General features: G+C 57.5%; 22 protein-coding genes and 1 pseudogene. 12 read left to right on the forward strand and 11 right to left on the reverse strand.

Going from position 1 to position 22,579, the window contains the following annotated elements:
* Positions 1-40 precede the first annotated feature (40 nt).
* Together ilvA and M6F29_RS02950 are read left to right on the forward strand one after the other, a co-directional pair.
* Positions 41-1,582, forward strand: a complete 1,542-nt coding sequence (gene ilvA / locus M6F29_RS02945) for a threonine ammonia-lyase, biosynthetic (RefSeq protein ID WP_298157348.1) — start codon at positions 41-43, stop codon at positions 1,580-1,582.
* On the forward strand, positions 1,579-3,789 hold the full coding sequence (locus tag M6F29_RS02950) for a ChaN family lipoprotein (RefSeq protein ID WP_298157350.1): 2,211 nt from the start codon (positions 1,579-1,581) through the stop codon (positions 3,787-3,789). The genes ilvA and M6F29_RS02950 overlap by 4 nt, the downstream gene beginning before the upstream one ends.
* On the opposite strand, the gene M6F29_RS02955 is transcribed toward M6F29_RS02950, so the two are convergent.
* From M6F29_RS02955 to flhD, 9 genes are all read right to left on the reverse strand, one after another.
* Complete coding sequence (locus M6F29_RS02955) at positions 3,746-5,623, reverse strand: chemotaxis protein CheA (protein ID WP_298157353.1); 1,878 nt, start codon at positions 5,621-5,623, stop codon at positions 3,746-3,748. The two genes, M6F29_RS02950 and M6F29_RS02955, sit on opposite strands and share 44 nt — an antisense overlap.
* A 4-nt stretch (positions 5,624-5,627) precedes the next feature.
* Positions 5,628-6,344 carry a protein phosphatase CheZ gene (cheZ, locus tag M6F29_RS02960; protein WP_297496945.1) on the reverse strand — a complete coding sequence of 239 codons (717 nt, stop codon included), beginning with the start codon at positions 6,342-6,344 and terminating at the stop codon, positions 5,628-5,630.
* A gap of 7 nt (positions 6,345-6,351) precedes the next feature.
* Positions 6,352-6,747: a chemotaxis response regulator CheY gene (cheY, locus tag M6F29_RS02965; RefSeq protein ID WP_297456308.1), complete on the reverse strand. Its 396-nt coding sequence runs from the start codon at positions 6,745-6,747 to the stop codon at positions 6,352-6,354.
* Between the two features lie 10 nt (positions 6,748-6,757).
* Positions 6,758-7,720 (reverse strand): chemotaxis protein, encoded by a 963-nt coding sequence (locus M6F29_RS02970; RefSeq protein ID WP_297496949.1) that lies wholly within the window; start codon positions 7,718-7,720, stop codon positions 6,758-6,760.
* On the reverse strand, positions 7,717-8,676 hold the full coding sequence (locus M6F29_RS02975) for a chemotaxis protein (protein WP_297477903.1): 960 nt from the start codon (positions 8,674-8,676) through the stop codon (positions 7,717-7,719). The genes M6F29_RS02970 and M6F29_RS02975 overlap by 4 nt, the downstream gene beginning before the upstream one ends.
* 80 nt (positions 8,677-8,756) lie before the next feature.
* Positions 8,757-9,737, reverse strand: a complete 981-nt coding sequence (gene motB, locus M6F29_RS02980) for a flagellar motor protein MotB (RefSeq protein ID WP_298157357.1) — start codon at positions 9,735-9,737, stop codon at positions 8,757-8,759.
* An 18-nt stretch (positions 9,738-9,755) separates the two neighbouring features.
* Positions 9,756-10,610: a flagellar motor stator protein MotA gene (gene motA / locus M6F29_RS02985; protein ID WP_297477898.1), complete on the reverse strand. Its 855-nt coding sequence runs from the start codon at positions 10,608-10,610 to the stop codon at positions 9,756-9,758.
* 115 nt (positions 10,611-10,725) lie between these two features.
* Positions 10,726-11,280 (reverse strand): flagellar transcriptional regulator FlhC, encoded by a 555-nt coding sequence (gene flhC, locus M6F29_RS02990; protein WP_298157360.1) that lies wholly within the window; start codon positions 11,278-11,280, stop codon positions 10,726-10,728.
* 6 nt (positions 11,281-11,286) lie between these two features.
* Positions 11,287-11,607: a flagellar transcriptional regulator FlhD gene (gene flhD / locus M6F29_RS02995; RefSeq protein ID WP_297496961.1), complete on the reverse strand. Its 321-nt coding sequence runs from the start codon at positions 11,605-11,607 to the stop codon at positions 11,287-11,289.
* Between the two features lie 431 nt (positions 11,608-12,038).
* Here flhD and flhB point away from each other — a divergent pair, with 431 nt between their 5' ends.
* The 7 genes from flhB to M6F29_RS03030 are packed head-to-tail and all read left to right on the forward strand — an operon-like array spanning position 12,039 to position 19,467.
* Positions 12,039-13,187, forward strand: a complete 1,149-nt coding sequence (gene flhB, locus M6F29_RS03000; protein WP_298157363.1) for a flagellar biosynthesis protein FlhB — start codon at positions 12,039-12,041, stop codon at positions 13,185-13,187.
* Positions 13,184-15,274, forward strand: a complete 2,091-nt coding sequence (flhA, locus tag M6F29_RS03005) for a flagellar biosynthesis protein FlhA (RefSeq protein ID WP_298157365.1) — start codon at positions 13,184-13,186, stop codon at positions 15,272-15,274. The genes flhB and flhA overlap by 4 nt, the downstream gene beginning before the upstream one ends.
* Positions 15,271-16,371: a flagellar biosynthesis GTPase FlhF gene (flhF, locus tag M6F29_RS03010; protein ID WP_298157368.1), complete on the forward strand. Its 1,101-nt coding sequence runs from the start codon at positions 15,271-15,273 to the stop codon at positions 16,369-16,371. The genes flhA and flhF overlap by 4 nt, the downstream gene beginning before the upstream one ends.
* On the forward strand, positions 16,364-17,230 hold the full coding sequence (locus M6F29_RS03015) for a hypothetical protein (protein WP_298157371.1): 867 nt from the start codon (positions 16,364-16,366) through the stop codon (positions 17,228-17,230). Before flhF ends, M6F29_RS03015 begins: the two co-directional genes overlap by 8 nt.
* Before the next feature lie 2 nt (positions 17,231-17,232).
* Positions 17,233-17,949: an RNA polymerase sigma factor FliA gene (locus tag M6F29_RS03020; protein WP_298157373.1), complete on the forward strand. Its 717-nt coding sequence runs from the start codon at positions 17,233-17,235 to the stop codon at positions 17,947-17,949.
* Between the two features lie 2 nt (positions 17,950-17,951).
* Positions 17,952-18,692: a flagellar motor protein gene (locus M6F29_RS03025; protein ID WP_297496978.1), complete on the forward strand. Its 741-nt coding sequence runs from the start codon at positions 17,952-17,954 to the stop codon at positions 18,690-18,692.
* Between the two features lies 1 nt (position 18,693).
* Positions 18,694-19,467: an OmpA family protein gene (locus M6F29_RS03030; RefSeq protein ID WP_298157377.1), complete on the forward strand. Its 774-nt coding sequence runs from the start codon at positions 18,694-18,696 to the stop codon at positions 19,465-19,467.
* On the opposite strand, the gene M6F29_RS03035 is transcribed toward M6F29_RS03030, so the two are convergent.
* Together M6F29_RS03035 and flgM are read right to left on the reverse strand one after the other, a co-directional pair.
* Positions 19,468-19,899 carry a flagellar protein FlgN gene (locus M6F29_RS03035; protein WP_297454694.1) on the reverse strand — a complete coding sequence of 144 codons (432 nt, stop codon included), beginning with the start codon at positions 19,897-19,899 and terminating at the stop codon, positions 19,468-19,470.
* Between the two features lie 7 nt (positions 19,900-19,906).
* The gene (flgM, locus tag M6F29_RS03040; protein WP_298157379.1) at positions 19,907-20,254 is read right to left on the reverse strand and encodes a flagellar biosynthesis anti-sigma factor FlgM; all 348 of its coding nucleotides are present in this window, start codon (positions 20,252-20,254) and stop codon (positions 19,907-19,909) included.
* A 24-nt stretch (positions 20,255-20,278) separates the two neighbouring features.
* Between flgM and M6F29_RS03045 the strand changes: the two genes are divergently transcribed.
* The 3 genes and pseudogenes from M6F29_RS03045 to M6F29_RS03055 all read left to right on the forward strand — a co-directional run.
* A complete protein-coding gene (locus tag M6F29_RS03045; protein ID WP_298157382.1) occupies positions 20,279-21,247 on the forward strand; it encodes a ParA family protein in 969 nt (322 codons plus the stop codon).
* Positions 21,248-21,276: 29 nt separating this feature from the next.
* Positions 21,277-22,023 (forward strand): hypothetical protein, encoded by a 747-nt coding sequence (locus tag M6F29_RS03050; RefSeq protein WP_298157385.1) that lies wholly within the window; start codon positions 21,277-21,279, stop codon positions 22,021-22,023.
* A 57-nt stretch (positions 22,024-22,080) separates the two neighbouring features.
* Positions 22,081-22,579: pseudogene (locus M6F29_RS03055) on the forward strand (hypothetical protein); the annotation flags it as partial.

Below are 22,579 nucleotides of genomic sequence, written 5' to 3' on the forward strand. Positions count from 1 at the left end.
GGAGTGGGGGAGGGGCATAAAGTTTGTTAATCTTCGGGTATTGAGTGAGGAAAATTTCATGACGGATCGTTATCTGGAACGCATCCTGCGCGCCGGTCGCGTGTATGACGTGGCCATGGAGAGCCCTTTGCAGCGTTTGCCGCGTCTCTCTGCCCGACTGGACAACGAACTCTGGCTCAAGCGCGAAGACCTGCAGCCCGTGTTCTCCTTCAAATTGCGCGGGGCCTACAACAAGATGGCCAGTCTTTCGCCAGAGACACTGGCGCGCGGGGTGATTGCGGCCAGTGCAGGAAATCATGCCCAGGGTGTGGCTCTGGCTGCGCAGCGCATGGGCGTGCGCGCGCTCATCGTCATGCCCGTCACCGCACCGCGGATCAAGGTCGAAGCAGTGCTGGCCCTGGGCGGTGAAGTGGTGCTGGAAGGGGTGTCTTACTCGGAGGCCTACGAACATGCCCTGACCCTGGTGGAAAAGGAAGGGCTGACGTTTGTGCATCCCTATGATGACCCCGAGGTCATCGCCGGACAAGGGACCATCGGACAGGAAATCCTGCGTCAGCACGCTGCGCCACTGGAGGCGATTTTTGTGCCCATCGGCGGCGGAGGGTTGATTGCGGGCGTGGCCGCCCTGGTCAAGCAACTGCGCCCCGAGATTCGCATCATCGGAGTACAACCTCAGGATTCCGATGCCATGCGTCAGTCCCTGGCGGCAGGGCGACGGGTCGTGCTGGATCAGGTGGGACTGTTTGCCGACGGGGTGGCGGTTCGTCAGGTAGGACAGGAAACTTTTCGTTTATGCCAGAAGTACGTGGATGAAGTGGTGACGGTGGACACGGATGCGCTCTGTGCCGCGGTCAAGGATGTCTTCGACGATACCCGCGCCGTGCTCGAGCCGGCGGGGGCTCTGGCGGTGGCCGGACTCAAGCAGGTCGCGCAGCGCGCGGGATGGCGGGGCAAATCCGTTATCGCCATTGCCAGCGGCGCCAACCTCAATTTTGACCGGCTGCGTTTCGTGGCGGAACGGGCCGAACTGGGGGAACAGCGCGAAGGCCTGTTTGCCGCGACCATCCCCGAACGTCCCGGTAGTTTTCGCCAGTTCTGTGCGCTGTTGGGATCGAGAGCGGTGACGGAATTCAATTATCGCTATGCAGATCACCAGCAGGCCCACGTTTTTGTGGGGGTCTCTTTGACCCAGCCCGATGAGTTGCCGGAATTATTGAATCGTCTGCAAGGGCAGGGCATTCGTACGCTTGACCTGACTCACAACGAAATGGCCAAACTTCATGTTCGTCATTTGGTAGGCGGGCATGCCCCGCAGGCCGAGCATGAAATCCTGTACCGCTTCGAGTTTCCCGAGCGTCCTGGCGCCCTGGCCTGTTTTCTTGAACGCCTGAGCGCGCACTGGAACATCAGTCTCTTTCACTACCGCAACCACGGAGCCGACTACGGGAGGGTGTTGGTGGGATTGCAGGTTCCTCCGTCGGATCAGGAGGATTTCCGGAATTTCCTGAACATCCTGGGTTACCCATGGGTGGATGAAACCCGGAATTCTGCGTACCAACTGTTTCTGGGAGGCGGTGCATGAGTTGGGATGGGGCTGGAAAGCGGTGGTGGGTGCATTTCTGGGCGGGGACATTTCTTCTGGCGTGCTGGTTGCCGGGGCAGGCAGCGGAAGAAGGGCAGGGACCGGCCGACCGGATTTTCCGTGCGTTGGGGCCGGAGGGGCAGAGTACCATCCGGCTCCTGACCACCGCTGCCACCTGCCCGACACTCGTGGTGGATGGGCAGCCCCGCCCCATGGATTTGAGGGTCGGGCCCCGCCTGGAACCCCGTGACGATCATCCGGGATCGGTATTTCCGGAGCGTGTTTGCGAGGCTGCCCACATACCGGCAGCGGCCTCGGTGCAGTGGCAGGGGCGGGTTTTGCCTGCGTTGACTCATCCGCCGCGCAGGATCGTGGTACTGGGGGATACGGGATGTCGGATCAAATGGCCCGGTTTCTACCAGTCCTGCAACGATCCGCTTCAGTGGCCGCTGGCTCAGGTGGCACACAGTGCGGCGGCAGAACATCCTGATCTGGTATTGCACGTGGGCGACTATGCGTATCGCGAAAGCCCCTGCCTGGCCAGCGGCTGTGTCGGGACGCCTCATGGTTACGGGGGAGACGTGTGGCAGGCCGATTTTTTCGAACCCATGGCTCCTTTGCTGGAAGCAGCCCCCTGGGTGATGGTGCGGGGCAATCATGAGTCCTGTGCCCGGGCAGGACAGGGATGGTTTCGTTATCTCGATCCTTTTCCCTATGATCCCGCTCATTCCTGTTCCGTGTCGGGCGGAACCCGGGAAGCGCCGGACCCTCCCTATGGCGTGTTGCTGGGGGACGGATTGCAGTGGGTCGTGATGGATTCCACGGCCGTTTCGGAAAAGAAACCGCGTCCGGGCAGTGCCACGGTGGAGACCTATTTCCGTCAATTTGCGCAGGTTGCCCGATTGACGGCTCGCTCAACCCAGAACTGGCTCACGCTTCATCATCCGATCCTGGGGTACGGTTACCTGCCTCTGGTGGGGTATGAACCCGCCAATTATCAACTCAGCGCGGCCCTGGCCGAACATCATTATCCCGACTGGACTCCTCCCGGCGTTCAGTTGGTGGTTCAGGGGCATATCCATACCTTTGAGTTGTCCCGATTCGAGGGAACTTCGGCGCTTGGTTTGATCGCCGGTTTTGGTGGGTCCATGCTGGAACCAGGCTTCCCGGTTTGGGTCCCCGGTCACAACGAAGTGGCCCCCGGCGTACGGGTGGCCCAGTCTTACAACGACCAGCATTATGGCTATCTGCTCATGGAACGGATGGAAGGGGGGCAATGGCGCCTGACGGAAAAGGATGCACAGGGTCAGATCCGCCGCACTTGTCTGTTGGCACTGGACCGGACTCCCACTGGTTTTCATTGTGAGGGGACGTTGCCTGCGGCACAGTCCCTCGATCTGCCGGATTCCGCCGGGGCGGCGGATTACCTGTTGCTGGGCGAGGTGCATGACAACCAGGCCGGGCATGCACTGCGCCAGCATTGGCTGGAATCCCTGGTCAAGCGCAGGGATTACGTCCTGGCCATGGAACAGTTGAATCGTGCGCGCCAAACCCCCCTCACCGAAGCCGAGGATAAAGTCCGGGGGCCCGTGGCCCAGAGTGATCCGGCACTGCATGCCGTGGCAGAAGCCGGAGGGTTTGACTTCAAGGGCTGGCACTGGGATTTTTATGCCCCTGTCCTGGCGCTGGCGGTGAATCAACGCTGGCCTCTGGGGGCGACCAATCTGGATCGTCAGACCCTGATGAAACTCATGACCGGTAAGGAACCCATGCCGCCCGAACCGTTGCACTGGAGTGCGCGGCAGCAGGAAATTTTGACGGACGAAGTGCGTGAAGGACACTGTCGTCTGTTGCCGGAAACCCAGTTGCCCGGCATGGTGGCCGCGCAGCAGGCACGCGACCGCAGCATGGCCGAAAGCCTGGTGGCCTGGCACCACCAGACGGGCAAGCCTGTGATTTTGCTGGCAGGGAACGGACATCTGCGCAAGGACACGGCGGTTCCTCTGTGGTTGCAGCAACTGGATCCGGGCGCTCGGGTCGTGAGTGTGGCGATACTGGAGCCCGAACAGATGCACGACCCCAAACTGGCGGGCGTCTACGATGAAACTTTCGAGGTTCCCCTGCAGGCCCGGGCAGATCCCTGCGTGGCGCTACGGGAACGCCTCAGTGGGAAACGACCCCTCCCGACAGACCAAAAAGCTCCTTGATGTCGAGGATCAACACGATTTCTCCATCGCTGGACATGGTCACGCCCGCCACGCCACTGGGGCGGAAGGTATCGAGAGATTTGATGACGACGTCATCGTGGCCGTCAAACCCATCCACCGACAGAATGAAACTCTGATTTTCCACCTGCATCAGAACCCCCGTATGGGCCTGGTTTGACTCTTCCCAATGGAGAAGTTGAGCCAGGGACACCATGGGTAGAATTTCTCCCCGCACGACCAGGGTGGTCTTGCCGCCCACATGCTGAATCTGGTTATGTTCAAGCGCGATGATTTCACGGACCAGAGACAACGGCACGGCAAAGGACTGTGCGCCGATGCGTACCATGAGGACCGGCAGAATGGCCAGGGTCAGCGGCAGCGAAATGGTCAGTTCCGATCCTTTTCCGACCTCCGAACGAATGGTAACATTGCCATTCAATTTCTTTATGTTGGTTTTGACCACATCCATTCCCACCCCCCGCCCGGAGACGCTGGAGATCTGCTCCTTGGTGGAAAAACCGGGCAGGAATATGAGTTCCAGGCACTGCGTTTCGTCCAGGCTGCTGGCGACTTCAGGGCTGATCAACCCCTTGGCGATGGCTTTGGCCCGGATGGCTTCGGGGTCCATGCCCTTGCCGTCATCGGCGATGACGATGTTGATGTGGTCGCCAATCTGGCGCGCTTGCAACTGGATGAGACTTTTGACGGGTTTGCCAGCTGCGGTACGCTCTGCCGGTAATTCCACGCCATGGTCCACGGCATTACGAATCAGGTGGACCAGAGGATCATTCAGGTCTTCGATCATGGTTTTGTCGATTTCCGTTTCTTCTCCGACCAGAACCAATTCCACTTCCTTGTTCAACTGTCGTGCCAGGTCCCGCGCCAGGCGGGGAAATTTTTTGAACAGGCGGCCGATGGGCTGCATGCGGGTTTTCATGACCGAGTTTTGCAGGCTGACCACCAGCATGTCTAACTGGTTGACGGCTTCATCGAGCGCGCGCAGGGTGTTGGCATCCTGTTTTCCCAACAGAATGTCGGAGCGTAACTGATTCAGGCGGTTCTTGGTCAGGCCGATTTCCCCGGACAGATTGAGCACCTGGTCCAGGCGCTCCGTATCGACCCGAATTGTGTTTTCCTTGACGTTTTCCGACTCCCGACGTCCACCTAGGCTGGCATTGGCCGGGGAATCGGTGGCGCGGCGACCGTAACTTCTGATTTCCTGAGGCGCTTCGGCGGAGGATTCCGGGGCCGGGTGGAGGTTTTGAGACGGAGAAGGCGCGTTCGCGGCGGGTTTGTCCTGAGCCGGGGGAACGGCGGGTGGGAGCGGCTCCGGGGGAGTACCAGCGCCAGTCAGGGCCGCAAACAGGGCATTCCAGTCTGGGCCGGGGGGTGGAGAAGCCGGAGCAGAGGATGCAGGGGCAGGCGTTGCCTTTGCCAGCGGTTTTCCTTCCAGAATGGCTTCCAGTGCCTGGGTGATGGCGGGCGGCGCCGAGGACGGCTGGGTATTTTGAGAGAGTGCGCCAAACATGTGACGAACTTCGCTGGTGGCGGACAGAATGGCATCCATGATGTTGGCATCGAGGGTCAGTTGATCGTTACGAAGGCGATCAAAGAGATTTTCTGTCAGGTGACACAGGGTGACCAATTCTGTGGCATTGAGGAAGCCTGCGCCCCCCTTGATGGTGTGAAATCCCCGGAAGATATCGTTGAGCAGACCGTGGTCGTGGGGGGCCTGTTCGAGCATCAGGAGTTTGCTGTCCACATCGTCCAGCAGTTCCGAAGATTCCTGCAGAAAATCCTGCAGCAGTTCTTCCATTCCGGAAAAGTCGCTCATGATGTCAGAATCCCAGGCTTTCCAGCAATTCGTCTACCTGATCCTGGCTCGTGACCACGTCACTGCGTCCTGATGTCGCTCCCACCAGGGGGCCGTTGAGCAGTCCCTCGTCCACACGGGACAGGGCGGGGGCATTTTCCACCAGTAGGGCGATGAGTTGTTTTTCCATGTTTTGAGTGACTTCCAGGGTTTTTTTGATGACCTGGCCCGTCAAGTCCTGAAAGTCCTGAGCCATGACGATTTCCATGAGAAAGGTCTGGATCGCCTTGGTTTGTTTCGGGATTTCGAACAGTTGGGCATGGGTGCGGGTGACCAGGGCCTTGAACTGTTCCACCGATACCTTGCCCTCGAAAAGGGACTGCCATTCGTTGGACAACCGGAGGCAATCCGACTGTATCTTCTCCACGATGGGCTGGGCCGCATCCGTGGCATTGAGTACCCGTTCTGCCGCCTGTTGGGTCATGGCCGCCACATAGCCGAGACGATCGCGTGCATCGGGAATGGAAGAGGCCACGGTTTCCAGGCTTTTATCCAATCCCAATTCGCGCAAACTGTCATGGAGCGTTCGAGTCAACTGACCAATTTCATTGAATACTTTTTCGGTCGTGTCGCAAGTGGGGCAACTGCTCTCGTCTTCCTTGTTTTCCCCATTCATGCCGTTCTGGGCGGCGACGATGCTGTCGAAAAGGGATTCCAGATCATCGTTGTCTTGGACGCTCATGGCATTCTCACTTCTTCATGTTCTGAAAGATTTTCTTTAACTTTTCATCCATGGTGGCCGCGGTGAAAGGTTTGACGATATAACCACTGGCCCCTGCCTGAGCGGCTTCTATGATGTTTTCCTTCTTGGCTTCTGCCGTGACCATGAGTACGGGCAGATGTCTGAGGGAAGGGTCCTTGCGGATGGCTCGCAACAAGTCGATTCCCGTCATGTTGGGCATGTTCCAGTCCGACACGACAAACTCGATGTCTCCGGCGCGCAACTTGCTGAGGGCATCCACCCCGTCTTCTGCTTCGATCACATTGGTAAAGCCCAACTCTTTCAAAAGGTTGCGGACGATCCGCCGCATCGTGGAAAAATCATCCACCACCAGAAACTTCATGTTGGCATCAACCACGCTCATTCTCCATCATTCAACTCAGCAAGGGGCGCAAGGTTTCCGACAGCATGGCCGCGTCAAACTTCGCAACGTAATAGTCTACGCCGACCCGGTTACCCATGGCTCGATTGGCCTGCGACGAGAGCGATGAATGCATGACAACAGGAATTTCGTCAAAACGTTTGTCCGCTTTCAATTGTTGCGTCAACACATACCCATCCATTTCAGGCATCTCCGCATCCACCAGAATCACCTGAATCTGGTTGCGCAGGGGATAATTTCCATGCGAAGCGCTGTCCGCCAAACCGCACAACCGCTCCCACGCCTCTCGTCCGTTATTGGCACGCAAATGCTTGACTCCCATTTTATCCAGCAATTCCGCTATTGTCTTGCGTGCAACGGAAGAATCATCTGCAAAAAAGACGCACTTTTCATGGCCACTTTCTATTTTCGGAACATTCCCTACCACATTTTCCCCAAAAGCCGAGGCCAATACCTGCTCCACGTCGACGATGGAGATCAGTTCTCCCGTGGGAAGTTCGGTAATGGCATTGATGAGGTTGTCACCACTTCCGGAGAAGTCGTTCTCTGGTGCGCGGACGGTACTCCAGTCGACGCGGATGATTCGGTCCACGCCGGCGACCAGAAACCCCAGCGTGTGGCGGCTGTATTCGGTGACCAGCATGGTGGTGCGCTCGTGCGCACGGGCGTTTTCCAACTTCATGAAACTGACCAGATCCAGAACGGGGATGATGTGTCCGCGCAGGCTGACGATGCCGGAAACGCCAGCGGGCATGTTGGGCGTCCGGGTGACCTTCATGGCGTGGGTGACTTCGCGCACCTTGAACACATTGATGCCAAATTTTTCTTCCGTCCCCAGAGAAAACAGCAAGATCTCCATCTTGTTGGATCCTGCCAGATTGGTCCGCGCATTCACGGCATCCAGCAGTTCATCTCCCACCGGGGAAAATGTTTGGGGCTGATTCTGAAAAGTCATGGGGCCTCCGCACCTTTCAGCAGGCGAGTCAGGGTGCTCGCCAAACGATTGGGTTCAAATTTCGAGATATATTCGTCCACCCCCACGGTCTTGCCCAATTGCTGGTTGGAACTGCCGGACAATGAGGAATGCATGAGCACCGGGATGCCTGCGAACCGTTTGTCTTCCTTGATCTTTCGGGTCAGCATGTAGCCATCCATCTCGGGCATTTCCACATCGGTCAGGATGAGTTGAAGCGTATCCTTCAGCGGGGTGTGGGCGCTTTCGGCAACCTCTGCCAGATGACGCAACTCATCCCATGCCTGGCGACCATTCACCGCCGAAATGCCTTGTACGCCCATGGCTTCCAGGGTACGGGCAATCTGTTTGCGGGCGACGGAGGAATCATCGGCATAGAACACCCGCCGATTGTTCAGGCCGAGAGGCCTCACGTTGCGGTAGATGGATTCGTCCTCGCCGATCTGAGCGGTTTCGGCCAGTACGCGTTCCACATCCAGCATCATGACCAGTCGTCCATCCGGCAGTTCTGTCACGGCGGTGACCAGTCCTCCCAGAGGGGTATTCACCATTTCGGGAGGGACCCGCATGGCCGACCAGTCGAGACGCAGGATGGTATCCACCGATTCCACCAGAAACCCCTGGGTGTGACCGTTGTATTCCGTGATGATCGTGATGTCCGGAACGGTTTCGAGCGGAATGCCGATGTACTTGGCCAGTCCGATGATGGGAATCAGGATGCCGCGCAGGCTGACCATTCCCTCCACGGCTTCGGGCATTTCCGGAGCGCGCGTGATGGGTGGGGTGCGCAGCACTTCGCGTACCTTGAAGACATTGATGCCATAAGTTTCGCGGCGTTCGGTTCGGGGATTGATCCCCAACGTGAACATCAGAATTTCCAACTTGTTGGTTCCCGCCAACTTGGTTCGGGCATCGATTTTGGAAAGTAGTTCAGACATGGATCATCCTTGGTTCACTGTCTTTGAGCATGGCCGTTCTTCATGATAAGGGATAGCGACTTTTTTGCCGGAAACTTTAATCAGCGGGTCGGGCTGACGGGCAGCGGGGGAGCAGGCGCGGCGGGAGAGGGAGGTGTCGGTGGAACACCGTTTTCCACCTGAATGACACCGCCGTCATGGCGTGCCGTATCCTCGGCTCGTTTGTTCATGACAATGATGCTGATGCGCCGATTGGTCGGATCGTTGGGATCGTTTTTATTCAGCAGGACGGCCGACGCCAGTCCGACGACGCGCAGGACCTTGTCGGGGTCCATGCCCCCCGTGATCAGTTCACGCCGGGAGGCGTTGGCTCGATCGGCAGAGAGGTCCCAATTGTTGTATCCACCTTTGGCTCCTTTCATGTCCACGGAGTAGGGGCGCGCATCCGTGTGTCCGGACAAACTGATGAAATTGGGGACATCATTGAGGCTTTTACCGATTTCACGGAGGATATCGCGGGTGTAGGGTTCCAGTTGGGCGCTTCCCACCCGGAACATGGGACGATTCTGGCGATCCACGATCTGAATGCGCAATCCCTCGCTGGTGAGGTCCAGAAGGATCTGGTCCTTGAATTTCTCCAGGTTGGGGTTATGGGCGATGACCCCTTCGATCCTTGTCTTCAATTCTTTGAGTTTGGCCAATTCATCGGCCTGCTCCTTACGTTTGAAGTCGGTATCGGATGTCTTTAGACTGATGATTTTTTTCCTGGAAGGAAGGTCTCCCCTCTTGACTTGTCCCTCGCTACGTGACAGGTCTTTCCCGCCCCCCTTGATAACGCTGGAACTGTTTCCGCTGCCGGATCCCCCTTCAAGGGCAATCTTCAGGGGGGTTTTGAAATAATCCTCGATCCCCTGCAGATCTCCCCGAGTGGTGGAGCCCAGTAGCCACATCAGGAGAAAGAACGCCATCATGGCCGTTACAAAATCGGCATAGGCGATTTTCCAGGCTCCTCCGTGGTGCCCGCCACCCGCAACCTTTTTGATGCGTTTGACGACGATGGGGCGTTTGTCTTCGGCGGTCATCGACCCGGTTCCTCAGGATCAGCGTTTCTGTTTGACGTGGGTTTCCAATTCGGCAAAGCCGGGGCGCTCGGGTGTATTGAGTACCTTGCGTCCGAATTCCACCGCCATGGCAGGCGCATAACCGTTGAGACTGGCCAGCAAGGTTACCTTGATGGTTTGAAACATCTTGGTGGATTCGTCGGCCTTTTGTTCCAGCAGTCCACCCAGCGGTCCCACAAACCCATAAGCCAGCAGGATCCCCAGGAAGGTTCCCACCAGGGCGTGCGCGATGAGCATGCCCAGTTCGGCAGGGGGGGCGCCCACCGATTCCATGGTGTGCACCACACCCATCACGGCGGCCACGATCCCGAAAGCGGGGAGTCCGTCACCGAGTTTGGAGATGACGTGGGCGGGTACCAGTGCCTCATGGTGATGAGTTTCAATTTCCACATCCATCAGATTTTCGATCTCCATGGCGTTCAGGTTTCCACTGACCATGATGCGCAGATAATCCGTGATGAATTCGATCACATGGTGGTCACCCAGAATTTTTGGATATTTGGAAAAGAGGGCGCTTTGCTCGGGGTTTTCTACATCCCCTTCCACGGCCATCAGCCCTTCCTTGCGGATTTTCCCCAGGATCTCGTAGAGCAGGGCCATCAACTCCATGTAGGTTTCTTTGTTGTATTTTGCTCCCTTGAATACCGAGGGGAGGGCTTTGGATGTGGCTTTGACGGCCGTTCCCGTATTGCCGACGAACAAGGCGCCGGAGGCGGCGCCTCCAATCATGAGCAGTTCAACCGGTTGGAAGAGGGCGCCCAAATGCCCTCCTCCTATGGCAAACCCCCCGAACACGGCGCCCAGGACGACGACATAGCCGATGATGACAAACATGGAAAGGCTCCAGATACGTTATAAATTCTTGGAGGGTTTACAAGGCGCCATTCAACCATGAATCGAGCGTGCGCGCATCCCGTTTTCGAGGTTTTCGGCTAATTTTTTTTGAACTTTACAGGTAAGGTTCTGAAGAGACGGATTTTTGGCTGAGTTTCTTGGTTTTTCCAGCGCGGGATGGGGGGGAGCAGATACCGCAGACATAATCAGAGGTCAGGTCGTGGGTATGGACCACGAACTCCCCGTTGCAACGGATACACGGGGTCGTTTTCAACATGCCGGCAGCACAGAAGCGGAGTAAAAACCAGGCGCGGGTAACGCTGAGAATGTTTTCTTCCTTGCTGATGACATTCTGCTCGAGATAGAGCCGATAACTCTTGATGAGCAATTCAAGAGGGGGGAGATCGATGTTCTTTTCGAGGTAACGGTAAATCCCGAGGAACAGGGAGGCGTGGATATTCGGTTGCCAAGTGATGAACCAGTCAGTGGAATAGGGCAACATGCCCTTGGAAGGAGAATGCCCGGCGACTTCCCGATACAGGCGCAACAGCCGCTCGCGGCTCAGATGGGTCTCTTCCTGCAACAACTGAAGACGAGCCCCCAACTCGATCAACTCGACGGCCCACTGGACCTCCTGGGCTTCGGCAACGATGCTGCGCGGAGCAACCAAGGGAGGTCAGATCGCCAGTTGTTCGGCCGGTTGGCCGGCCATGAGGATGGCTGCATGGGGTTGGGCCATGAGCCGGTCTTTGGTGTGGTCGGTGATCATGTTGAGCAGCAGGTTCTCATCGAAACGCAAACGGCACACCAGCATATTCGATGCGGCCATTTTAATCAACTGGGCAGGGGTCAGACTGGCGATCAGATCGGCCATTTCCGCGTTGATCCCCAGTCGGAACAGGGCGGCGGCCATGTCCTGATTGATCATGTTCTGAGCCAGCATCAGATAGGAAAGGTTGGTGTCCTTGATCTCTGCGTGTAATTGGGTGGGGTTCACGGAAATTCTCCTTAGTGTTGGACTGCGCCGGTGACCACGGGTCACGATGGGCCCATTGTGCCGAACGAAAAAAGGAGAATAAATCAGTAATTTGATGAATTTGTCGTAGGAATAAAACCTATGGGCGACACAAACGCCCGCTTTGCCATCGGGGGCAAAAAAAGCGGGTAAAATAAAAACTCAATATTTTCAGTCGATTGCGGTATTCTGCTTCGTCTATAAACAGGTTATCGGCAGACTTTTGGAAAACTTTAGGGTTTTTTTAAAAAAATAAAATTTTTTTCCCATCCTCAAATAAAGGCAAAAAGTGTCTCACTCTTGCACCGTCTGGAGAAATGACGGGGTAAACCCCTGGTTGTTCCTGCCTTTGAGGGGGGCTTCCCCTCAGGATAATGGCGTGTCGATGTGTCCCCTAATCTCAGAGAGTTCCTATGGACAGCGAGAGCGATCTCGAAAAAACCGAACAACCTTCGCAGCGACGTCTCGATCAGGCGCACGAAGAAGGTCAGGTCGCCCGTTCCCGCGAACTGTCCACCTTCATGGCGTTGTTGGCGGGTGGCGGCGGGTTGTGGTTCATGGGGGCGCATCTGCGTCAATCATTGTTGGGGTTGGTTCGCCAGGGACTGAGTTTCGATGCGGGGGTGGCGACTGACCCCGTACGCATGATGGAACGGTTTTCACGATTGTCGCTGGAGATCGTGGGCGTGTTTTTGCCCTTTTGGGGTTTGCTCCTGATGACGGCCATTTTTTCTCCCCTGCTCCTGAATGGGTGGTTGTTCAGTTTCAAACCGTTGCAACCAAATTTTTCCCGCCTGGACCCCCTGGCCGGTATCGGACGCATGTTTTCTGCCCAGGGGGGGGTGGAATTGGTGAAAAGCATTGCCAAGGCGGGAGTGGTGGGTGGGGCAGGGGTCTGGGCGGTGTGGCACTATCTGGATCAGACCCTGATGCTCCCCGCGTTGTCCATTCCTGCCGCCACCTTGCAGATGGGGACCCTGGTGGGACAGGCCTTTTTGGCCATGTTGGCAGGGATGATGCTGGTGGCCGCGGTGGATGTGCCATTTCAGTTGTGGGAGCACAATCGTCAACTTCGCATGACCAAGGATGAAATTCGCCAGGAGGCCAAGGAAACCGAAGGGGATCCCCAGATCAAGGGCAAGATCCGGAGTATGCAGCGTGAACGGGCGCGTCGGCGCATGATGGCTCAGGTCCCGAGTGCGGACGTGGTGGTGACCAATCCTACCCACTATGCGGTGGCCCTGCGCTACCAGGAGGGCGTCATGCGCGCCCCCATCGTGGTGGCCAAAGGGGTTCACCAGGTGGCGGAACGCATTCGCGCGCTGGCGGCCACACATCGCATTCCCGTGGTGGAGGCCCCTGCATTGGCACGGGCATTACATGCCCATACCGAGTTGGAACATCCCGTACCAGAGGCGCTCTATCTTGCAGTCGCCGAGATATTGGCCTATGCCTACCAGTTACAACGACAGCGCAAGGAAGGAGGCGATGTTCCTCCTCCGCCTCAAAACCTTCCTGTTCCCGAGGAACTTGATCCTGAAAACCGGGTGAGCACATCATGAACAATGCGTTGATGACGGTTCAGGGTTTGTTCAAAGGAGCCGGAAGCAAGGGATTGGCCGGTCCCGTTCTCATCATTCTGGTGTTGAGCATGATGGTGTTGCCTCTGCCTGCCTTTTTGCTGGATATCTTTTTTACCTTCAACATCTCCGTTTCGATCATGGTGTTGCTGGTCAGCATGAATACGCTGAAACCCCTCGAGTTTTCCGCCTTTCCGACAGTCTTGCTGATGACCACGCTGCTGCGTCTGTCCCTGAATGTGGCCTCCACCCGGATCGTATTGCTGGAAGGGCATACCGGGCCGGATGCGGCGGGGAAGGTCATCGAGTCCTTTGGACACTTTTTGGTGGGGGGGAATTTTGCAGTGGGGATCGTGGTTTTCCTGATCCTGGTGGTCATCAACTTTGTCGTGATCACCAAAGGAGCGGGGCGAATTGCTGAGGTGGGCGCCCGTTTTACCCTGGATGCCATGCCCGGTAAACAAATGGCCATCGATGCCGATCTCAATGCCGGTTTGATCGGTGAGGAAGAAGCCCGTAAGCGTCGCCTCAACATTGCCCAGGAAGCGGATTTTTATGGGTCCATGGATGGGGCCAGCAAGTTTGTGCGCGGAGATGCTGTGGCAGGGATCATGATTCTGCTCATCAATATCATTGGTGGGTTCATCGTCGGAGTCCTGCAGCATAATCTGGATGTGGCGACGGCGGCCAAGAACTACACGCTGTTGACCATCGGGGACGGGTTGGTGGCACAGATTCCTTCGCTGGTCATTTCCACCGCAGCCGGTGTGGTGGTCAGCCGCGTTTCTACCGACGAAAACATCGGTCAGCAACTGATGGGTCAGGTCTTCACCCAGCCTCTGGTTCTCATGTTGACCGGAACCATCGTGGGTGCCTTGGGGTTGGTGCCGGGCATGCCGCACTTTGCTTTTCTGCTCTTTGCGGCCATTCTGGGCGGGTGGGGGACCACATTGTGGAAACGCCAGCGCTTCGAGGCGGTGCAGGCCGCCCTGCCCCAGGCCCCGCCCCAGGTTTCCCTCGAGGCGCCGGAAGCCACCTGGGAAGATGTGACCCCCATCGATGTCCTGGGTCTGGAAGTCGGCTACCGTCTGATCTCCCTGGTGGATAAGGAGCGGGATGGGGATCTGTTACGGCGGATCAAGGGGTTGCGGCGCAAGTTTGCCCAGGAAATAGGGTTTCTGCCCCCTGCCATTCATATTCGCGATAATCTGGAATTGCGCCCCAACGCCTATCGGATCACGCTGAAAGGTGCTGAAATCGGGAGTGGGGAAGCATTGCCCGGACAGTTTCTGGCCATCAACCCCGGGCAGGTTACGGGGACATTGCAGGGAACGCCCACTCAGGATCCGGCTTTTGGGTTGCCCGCCATCTGGATCGAGGCAGTACTCAAGGATCATGCGCAGGCGCTGGGCTATACGGTCGTGGACGTTAGTACGGTGGTGGCCACGCATCTCAGCCACCTCATCCATCTGCAGGCGGCTTCCCTGTTAGGGATACAGGAGTTGCACCAGTTGCTGGAGCATGTGGCCAAGTCCAGTCCCAAACTGATCGAGGAGTTGGTTCCCAAACTTCTCTCTCATGCCCTGTTGCAAAAGGTTCTCCAGAACCTGCTGGAGGAGGGAGTACCCATTCGGGATATGCGCAGCATTCTGGAAACACTGTCCAAATATGTACCCGTGTCGCAAGACCCTGTTTACCTGACGGCTCAGGTCAGGGTGGCACTGGGTCCGGCGATCATTCAACAACTCTATCCCGCCTCACAGGAATTACAGGTGATTGCCATGGACAAGGAACTGGAACATCTTCTGGCTCAGGCCATGCAGGCCGGGGGACTACAGCAGGCCATCGAGCCAGGCCTGGCGGATACCCTGTTGCGCGAGACACGAATGGCGGCGGAACGTCAGGAAATGATGGGGTTTCCGGTGGTCCTGCTGGTGCCGGGACAATTGCGGGATTTGCTGGCGCGCTTTCTCAAGCGGACCTTGCCTCAATTGAAAGTGATTGCTCAGGATGAGGTGCCTGGGTTTAGAACCGTGAAAGTGACATCGCTGGTTGGAGGGCGAGTATGAATGCACAAACAAGAACCATCAGGGCTCTGACCGCGCGGGATGCGTTACGTCAGGTACGGGTGGAAATGGGGGAAGATGCCGTTATTCTGTCCAACCGGCGGGTGGGCGACCATGTAGAAATCGTGGCGGCTGCGCCCGCTGCCCTTGCTCAACTGGAGCAGGGCGGGAAAAACAACGAAGAAAAAGAGAATGTCTCCCAGTTGATGAAGGAGATCCGAAGGTTGCAATCGGATTTACAGGGCCAACTGGTTTCGCTGGCAACACCCACTGCGCACGCCACCAAAAAAGGCAAGATTCAGCGCAGCATGGTGCGGATGGGGTTCAGTTCGGCCCTGACCGAGCAGATTCTCGACCAGATGCCCGAACAGGCCGGCCTGAGTTGGGTGACGCAAGTGTTGGAGCGGAATTTATGCGCCTTGCGTGGGGATGAAACGATCGTCGGGGGGGGTGGGGTTTTTGCCCTGGTGGGCCCTACGGGAGTGGGGAAGACCACGACCACCGCCAAACTGGCGGCTCGGGCCGTGGTTCGTTATGGGGCCACCCGGGTGGGGCTCGTGACCACGGACAGTTATCGCGTGGGTGCCCATGAGCAGTTGCGCGTCTACGGGCGGATTCTCGGGGTCCCGGTGCACACGGTCAAGGATGCGGCGGATCTCAAGACGACGTTGAATGGATTGCGCGACAAACATCTGGTATTGGTCGATACCATGGGCATGGGTCAGCGCGATGGCCGCGTTCAGGAACAGAATGATCAACTGGATTCGTTGGGTGTGCGACGCTTGTTGTTACTCAATGCAACCTGTAACCTGCACACCCTGGAAGATGTGGTTCGGGTCTACCGTACGCCCAATGTGTTGGGGTGCATCCCCACCAAACTGGATGAAGCGTTGGCCATGGGCGGGGTGCTCGACGTGGCGATTCGCCACCGCCTGCCGTTGTGTTATGTCGCCAACGGACAACGGGTGCCGGAAGACTTGCGCGAAGCGAACCTGATGGCTCTCTTGCAGGCAACTTTTAACAGCCTTGAAATGGTGGGGTACAATATTGCCTTACCCCTCGAATTTTCTTTGGAGAATGGGGGCCTGAGCCATGCCTGACCCCGGAGCGTGCGACCAGGCCAGCGGATTGCGGCGCCTGATTTCCCCTCCGCACTGTCGGATTCTTACCGTTCTGGGTAGTCGTCCGGGGGCAGGCGCCTCCCTGGTGGTGGCGGGGCTGGCCTGCATCGGCGATCACGCTTCGTCCATGTTGGTGCTGGATGAACACCGGGGACCCCGTCATTTGGGCCGGATCCTCAACCTTCGCTTGCGCTACGACGCGCGACAGGTCCTGGCGGGACATCTCGACTGGGCTCAGGCCCTGGTATCGATCGGGCCGCAGGTGGATTATCTCAACCTGGAGCGGGTCAAGGCAACGCCCGCAGCCGTGCCCTGGTCAGGGCTGGTTGCCTTGGCGCACCAACGTACCCATGTGCTGGTGGACAGTGCCTCACTGGAGTTGGCCCGTCGCATCCGAGGCCATCACGAAAATACCCGCGCTTCCGTTCTATGGGTGATTGACGAAGCCGATTCATGGCCGGCCTGCCAGAAACGCCTGAGTCAACTGTTGTCCCATTCGCCGACTGCAGTGGGGGGGGTCATCAACCGGGCAACGAATGGGGACAGGGTGCTTGAATGGCAGGGACGCTGCCGTGCCCTGGTCCAGTCCATCGGGCTGGAGTACCGTGATTTTGGTTTCCTGCCCCTTGCTCAAAGGCCTGCTCATGACACACAATGGCGTTTTAACACGATGGGAGGGTTGCCCTCGGTATCCCTGTCCCAATCCTTGATGCGCCTCAGGACTCAGATCTTGTCCTGGGACCCGGTGGTGCGAAACCAGAGGACCGCCCAGAGGAATGAAAGCGACGGATTTTCATGGGGGGAGAGGAAAGCGCGGGTGGCCTGGGGAGGGAGGTAAGGATGTATACACCCGCAGGTCTGGAAGACAAGGAAGATTGTCTGAAAACCTTTGCGCCTCTGGTCAAGCGTATTGCGCATCACCTGATGACCCGATTGCCAGGCAGCGTGGAGGTGGATGATCTGATTCAGGCGGGAATGATGGGTTTGCTGGAGGCTTCGACACGCTATGACGAGTTGCGCGGCGCACAGTTCGAGACCTATGCCGGGCAACGCATTCGGGGAGCCATGCTGGACGAACTGCGTCAGTCGGACTGGATGCCGCGTAATTTGCGGCGTGACACCAAACGGGTCGAACAGGCAATCAGTCGCCTCCAGCAACGGCAAGGCAAGACTCCCAGTGAATCCGAGGTGGCCAGCGAACTGGAGATGAGTCTGGCCGATTACCAGGCATTGCTGTTTGAAGCGCGGGGCGCGCAGTTGCTGTACTACGAAGATTTTCGTGAACAGGACGGTGAAGAATCCTTCTTTGATCGCCATGAGTTCGGGCATGAACTCGAACCCCTGGCATTGCTGGGAAATCAACGTTTTCAGACGGCGTTGGTGGAGGCCATCGAAGAGTTGCCGGAACGTGAACGGTTGATGATGGGATTGCATTACGAACAGGAGATGAACTTGAAGGAAATTGGCGAAGTCCTGGGGGTTAGCGAGTCGCGCGTCAGTCAGATTCATACCCAGGCAGTGACGCGTCTGCGCAGCCGTCTCAAGAGTCATCACTGAGCATGGATATTCTGAGTATTTTCGGGCTGGTTTTCGGGCTGATGGCGGTTCTGATCGGTCAATGGCTGGAGGGTGGGGCTCTGTCCAGCCTGTTTCAGTTGACTGCGTTTGTGATCGTGATGGGCGGGACGCTGGGGGCAATGCTTCTGCAGACCCCCTGGAATGTCTTCTCGCTGGGCATGCGAATGCTGCTTTGGGTATGGTGGAAACCCGTGTTTCATACGGCAGAACTGCACAGCCAGGTGGTGGAATGGAGCAAGATTGCGCGGCGGGACGGGTTACTGGCGCTGGAACCTCATGTGGCGCGGCAAACGGACCCGCTGATCAGCAAGGGGCTGCAGATGGTGGTGGACGGGCTGGATGCGCAGCATATTCGCGCGGCCCTGCAAGTGGATATTCAGGGATACGAGCGACTGCGTTGGCCAGCTGCGCGAATGTGGGAACAGGCAGCCGGTTATGCGCCCACCATCGGTATGCTGGGCGCGGTGTTGGGGCTGGTGCAGGTCATGGAACGACTGGGGGACCCTGCCCAGTTGGGCGCAGGGATTGCGGTAGCCTTCGTTTCCACGATTTACGGGGTAGGCTTTGCCAACCTGTTTTTCTTTCCCGTTGCCAATAAATTGAAATTCCTGGTTCAGCAGCAAATCGCTACCTACGAAATGGTGGTGGACGGTTTTTTATTGATCTCGCGCGGTGAGAACCCACATTTTGTCCAAGGTAAACTCGAGGGATATCTCTCCTGAGTTGGCGCGGCATTCCCGCCGCGCCGAACGGGATCACAGCGAACAGCGCTGGCTGGTGTCCTATTCGGACTTCATTACGTTGCTTTTTGCTTTCTTTGTGGTGATGTACGCCATTTCTGCGGTGAACGAGACGAAATATGCACGTTTCCACAGTGCCATCAATTCGGCGTTCAAGGAAAATGTGCGTCAGGGATCTTCCGGCGTGTTGGTCATCGAGCAGGACTCGGTGCTCAAGTCGTTGATCGACGAGCGGAATTTACAATTCATTGAACTTCAACGTCGCCAACAGGACAGTATCCACGCCATGCTCCATCAGTTGGACAGTGTGCTGGCCCCACTGGTAAAGCAAGGTATGGTGCGGGTTCTGCAAACCGGACGGGGCATCGTGATCGACTTGAATGCGAAGGTACTGTTTCAGGAAGGAGATGCGGAACTTCAGGCCAATGCCCGCCCCACCCTGGACGAGGTAGCCAAGGTATTGAATACCAACCGGCTGGCGGTGGAGGTCAAGGGACATACGGATAATATTCCCATCCGCACCGCCCTTTATCCCTCCAATTGGGAACTGTCCACTGCCCGTGCCAGCCGGGTCGTTCGTTTCTTTATCGATGATGGCGTGGCCAGCCAGCGTTTGACCGCAGCAGGGGATGCGGAGAACGATCCCATCGTGCCGAATGATTCTCCGGAGGATCGGGCACGCAATCGTCGGGTCACCGTCACGGTTCTGACGCCAACGCTCAAACCCGTGGAACAGGGCGACTATTGGGGAAAGTGATCAACCCGAGGCCAGGGGGCGCCCTGACCCTGTGGCGGGCGCGAGAGTCTGACCGTCCGGGCCATAGAGTGTGGCTTTCTGGGCGGCTTGCTGAAGAATCGTCAGGGCTTGCTGATTGTGACGCAGGCGAATCTGAATCAGTTCCCCATTGGTCCGGTTGGTGGTTTCGGCTTTCTGGGTATTGGCCAGAAGGGCATTCAGGCGGTCGATATTGTGTCCAACCGGTGGCGTCCCCAGTTCACGACGGTAGGTGGTCAGGTCGATCAACCGTTGGGCAAGCCGGTTTTTCTTTTCGGCCAGGGGAATGAGCGGGAGGGTCTCCCCGGACATCAACAACCCTTGTTCTTCGTCCAGAAGGGCCTGAAATTGCGCTAGAGCCAGAATTTCTTCATCCAGGGCCGCTTCCCAGGCTGAGATGGAAGAACTGGACATCGAGGTCTCAGTGCCCACTCGCCTGAATCAAACTCTTGACCGAAGCAATGAGGCCCGAGGCCACGGCGTGGGCATTGACCTGAAAGCGCCCTTCACTGATGGCCTGGCGTACCGCAGCGACCTTGCTGAGGTCGACGCTGGGGGCCGCGGCAATGGTTGCCTTCAGGTGGGTTGCGGTTCCGCCGATATGAACGGTGGTTCCCGAAGCGGCCCCTGAAGCGGCGGTGCCGGCTTCACTGGTCGTGCGCGCTCCCTGCGGTGATGAGGCGGAAGGGGCTGAGGCGGAAGAAGTTCGACCGGAACCGCCCTGGATCGGGGTGGGTGGGGCGGACTTGACGGTTTTGTCTATTTTCACGGGAGTCTCCCAGTAAGGCTGCTCATGGCTGGGTTATCGGCAACCCAGAGCGATACTTTAGGGCGAATTCTGATGCTCGAACCGGCTTTTCATGGATTCTACACGACTTTTCAACGGATTGAGCGGAAAAACTGCTTCATTTCTCCCCTTCGGTATGGGGGGCTGGGCCGCATACTAGGGCGACTCTGGGGAGCGGATTTTCTGAGGCGTGAAAGGAGCGGCATGGGTGTCATTGCGGTATTCAATCAGAAGGGAGGCGTAGGAAAGACCACGACCTGCCTCAATCTGGCGGCTGCCTGGGTGCGTGCCGGCGCGAATCCGTTGTTGCTCGACCTCGACCCTCAAAGCCATCTCAGTCTGGCCAGTGGGGTGGTGGCACTACCCGGGGCAGGGATGGCTGCGTTTTTCCAACACCAAACGCCCCTCTTGCGCTTGCTCGAAAGGACGCGTTCGGGTTGGGACTTGATCCCCGCCACCGCAGATCTTTCCAAAATCGATGCGCTCAAGGGAGGGGATCCCAAGGCGGCTACGCTCTTGAGCCGGGGCATGAATGCCGTAGTACGTGAACGTTCACCCATCCTGATGGATTGTTGTCCCAATCTGGGGGTGCTGACCTTGAATGCGTTGCTGGCAGCGGATTACGTCCTGATTCCGGTGGCCGCCGACTATTTGTCCCTGCAGGGGGTCTATCGGATCGAGTCCGCTCTGGATGTTCTGGAAAAACGCCTCAAACGGGCCTACCCGCGACGAATCGTGGTAACCCGATTCAACCCGCGCCGCAGACTGGCATTCGAGGTCGATCGCCAATTGCGTGAACGCTACGGAGAGGATGTCTGCAAAACCAGAATTGCGGAAAACGTCGCATTGGCCACCAGTCCTTCCGTCGGTCAGGATGTCTTTCGTTATGCCCCGCACAGCGGGGGCGCGTCAGATTACGCAGCGTTGGCAAAAGAATTGTCAGAGGCGGGGTTTTTGCGGGCGGTCCGAAAGTAATAAGCAGGAAAAAAAGGGGGGAGATGATCATGAGCAGGGCACTTCAGAGACATTGGATTCAGGATGAGGCGTCACCAGACCTGGAAGAGGGGTTGGCGACCATACGGGCTGCCCGGTCTCAGGTGGAAGCCGAAACCCATGCCTTTTTGGAAGAACAGGCCAAATTGCGCGCGGAAGCCGTTTTGCGGGCGGTTCCCGTGGATCAACTGGTACAGTCGCGCAACGGGGATCTGAAACGGCTGGAAGGAGAACGACAGCAGGCGGAACGGCTTGCCATCGAAACCATCGAACGGCGAATGGAAATAGCCCTGCGTGCCATCGAGGCCGATAATGCAAGGATTTTGGAAGAGGAACGGGCCACGGTCCTGGCAACGGAGCGTTTGCGTGCGGCACAGGAAGCCATGAGCACGGCACGGGCAAGACAGGAGGAGGAAGTTGCCCTGACGCTTCAGATACAGGCGCGCCAGAAGCAGGAGCAGAGTGCCCGTGAGGAAATGGAACGGCGCATCGAAGCAGAACAGGAACTTCTGGAACGTGCCATGGAGAAACAAACCCTGGAAGCACGGTTGCACACCACCGTCAGGGCGGAAATCGACGAGATGCAATGGGCCCAACGGGTGTTGGGCATGGAGGTACAACTGCGTCAGGTGCGGCGCAGAAATCGTGTACTGTGGGTCGCCTTGGGAAGCATGGTTTTCATTGGGGTCCTCGGGTATTGGCAGCCCTGGGGGGAAAATGTTTCTGTTGGGTTCAAAATCCTTTTCGGGTTGCACTGAGCCAGAGTACAATTCCTTTCTGATCTGACGCCAAAAACTGTCACGCAAGAGTACCTCATGGCCTCTGAACCCACCCCCGCCGAATTGGCGGGTAAAACCCTGAAAGCCCTGGTGGCGCGAAAACTGTCCCCCACCCCGGAGAATTACGTCCGTCTTTACGCGGAAATCAGTGGCAAGGAAACCTTTCGGCCCGCTGCGCCCTCTTCCGAGATGATCGCCGGTTCCTCGACGGTTCCCTCCTCGTCCTGGGCCGCCCTGATTCGCGACTTGTTGCGGCAAATCGATTTTCCCCACAAGGGGATGACTCTCTCCCGCAAAAAAGAAGGGGTGAATACCGTATTGACGCGCTTTGGCAATGATTCGGATCTCCTTTATGAAAAAATGCAGGGTTTGATACTGTCCTGGGGGCGGACAGGCGACACTTCAGGGGAAGTCGCTGAACCCGCCGAAAACAGCCCCCGCATTTCCTCCCCCGCTGTCCCCGGTGTTTCTGCGCCGTCTGTGGCGAGTGGTATGGATGCGGCCATCGATCCGGTGGTCATGACGCATTTGCGTG

The sequence above is a fragment of the Ferrovum sp. genome (assembly GCF_027317285.1).
Classification (GTDB): Bacteria; Pseudomonadota; Gammaproteobacteria; order Burkholderiales; family Ferrovaceae; genus Ferrovum.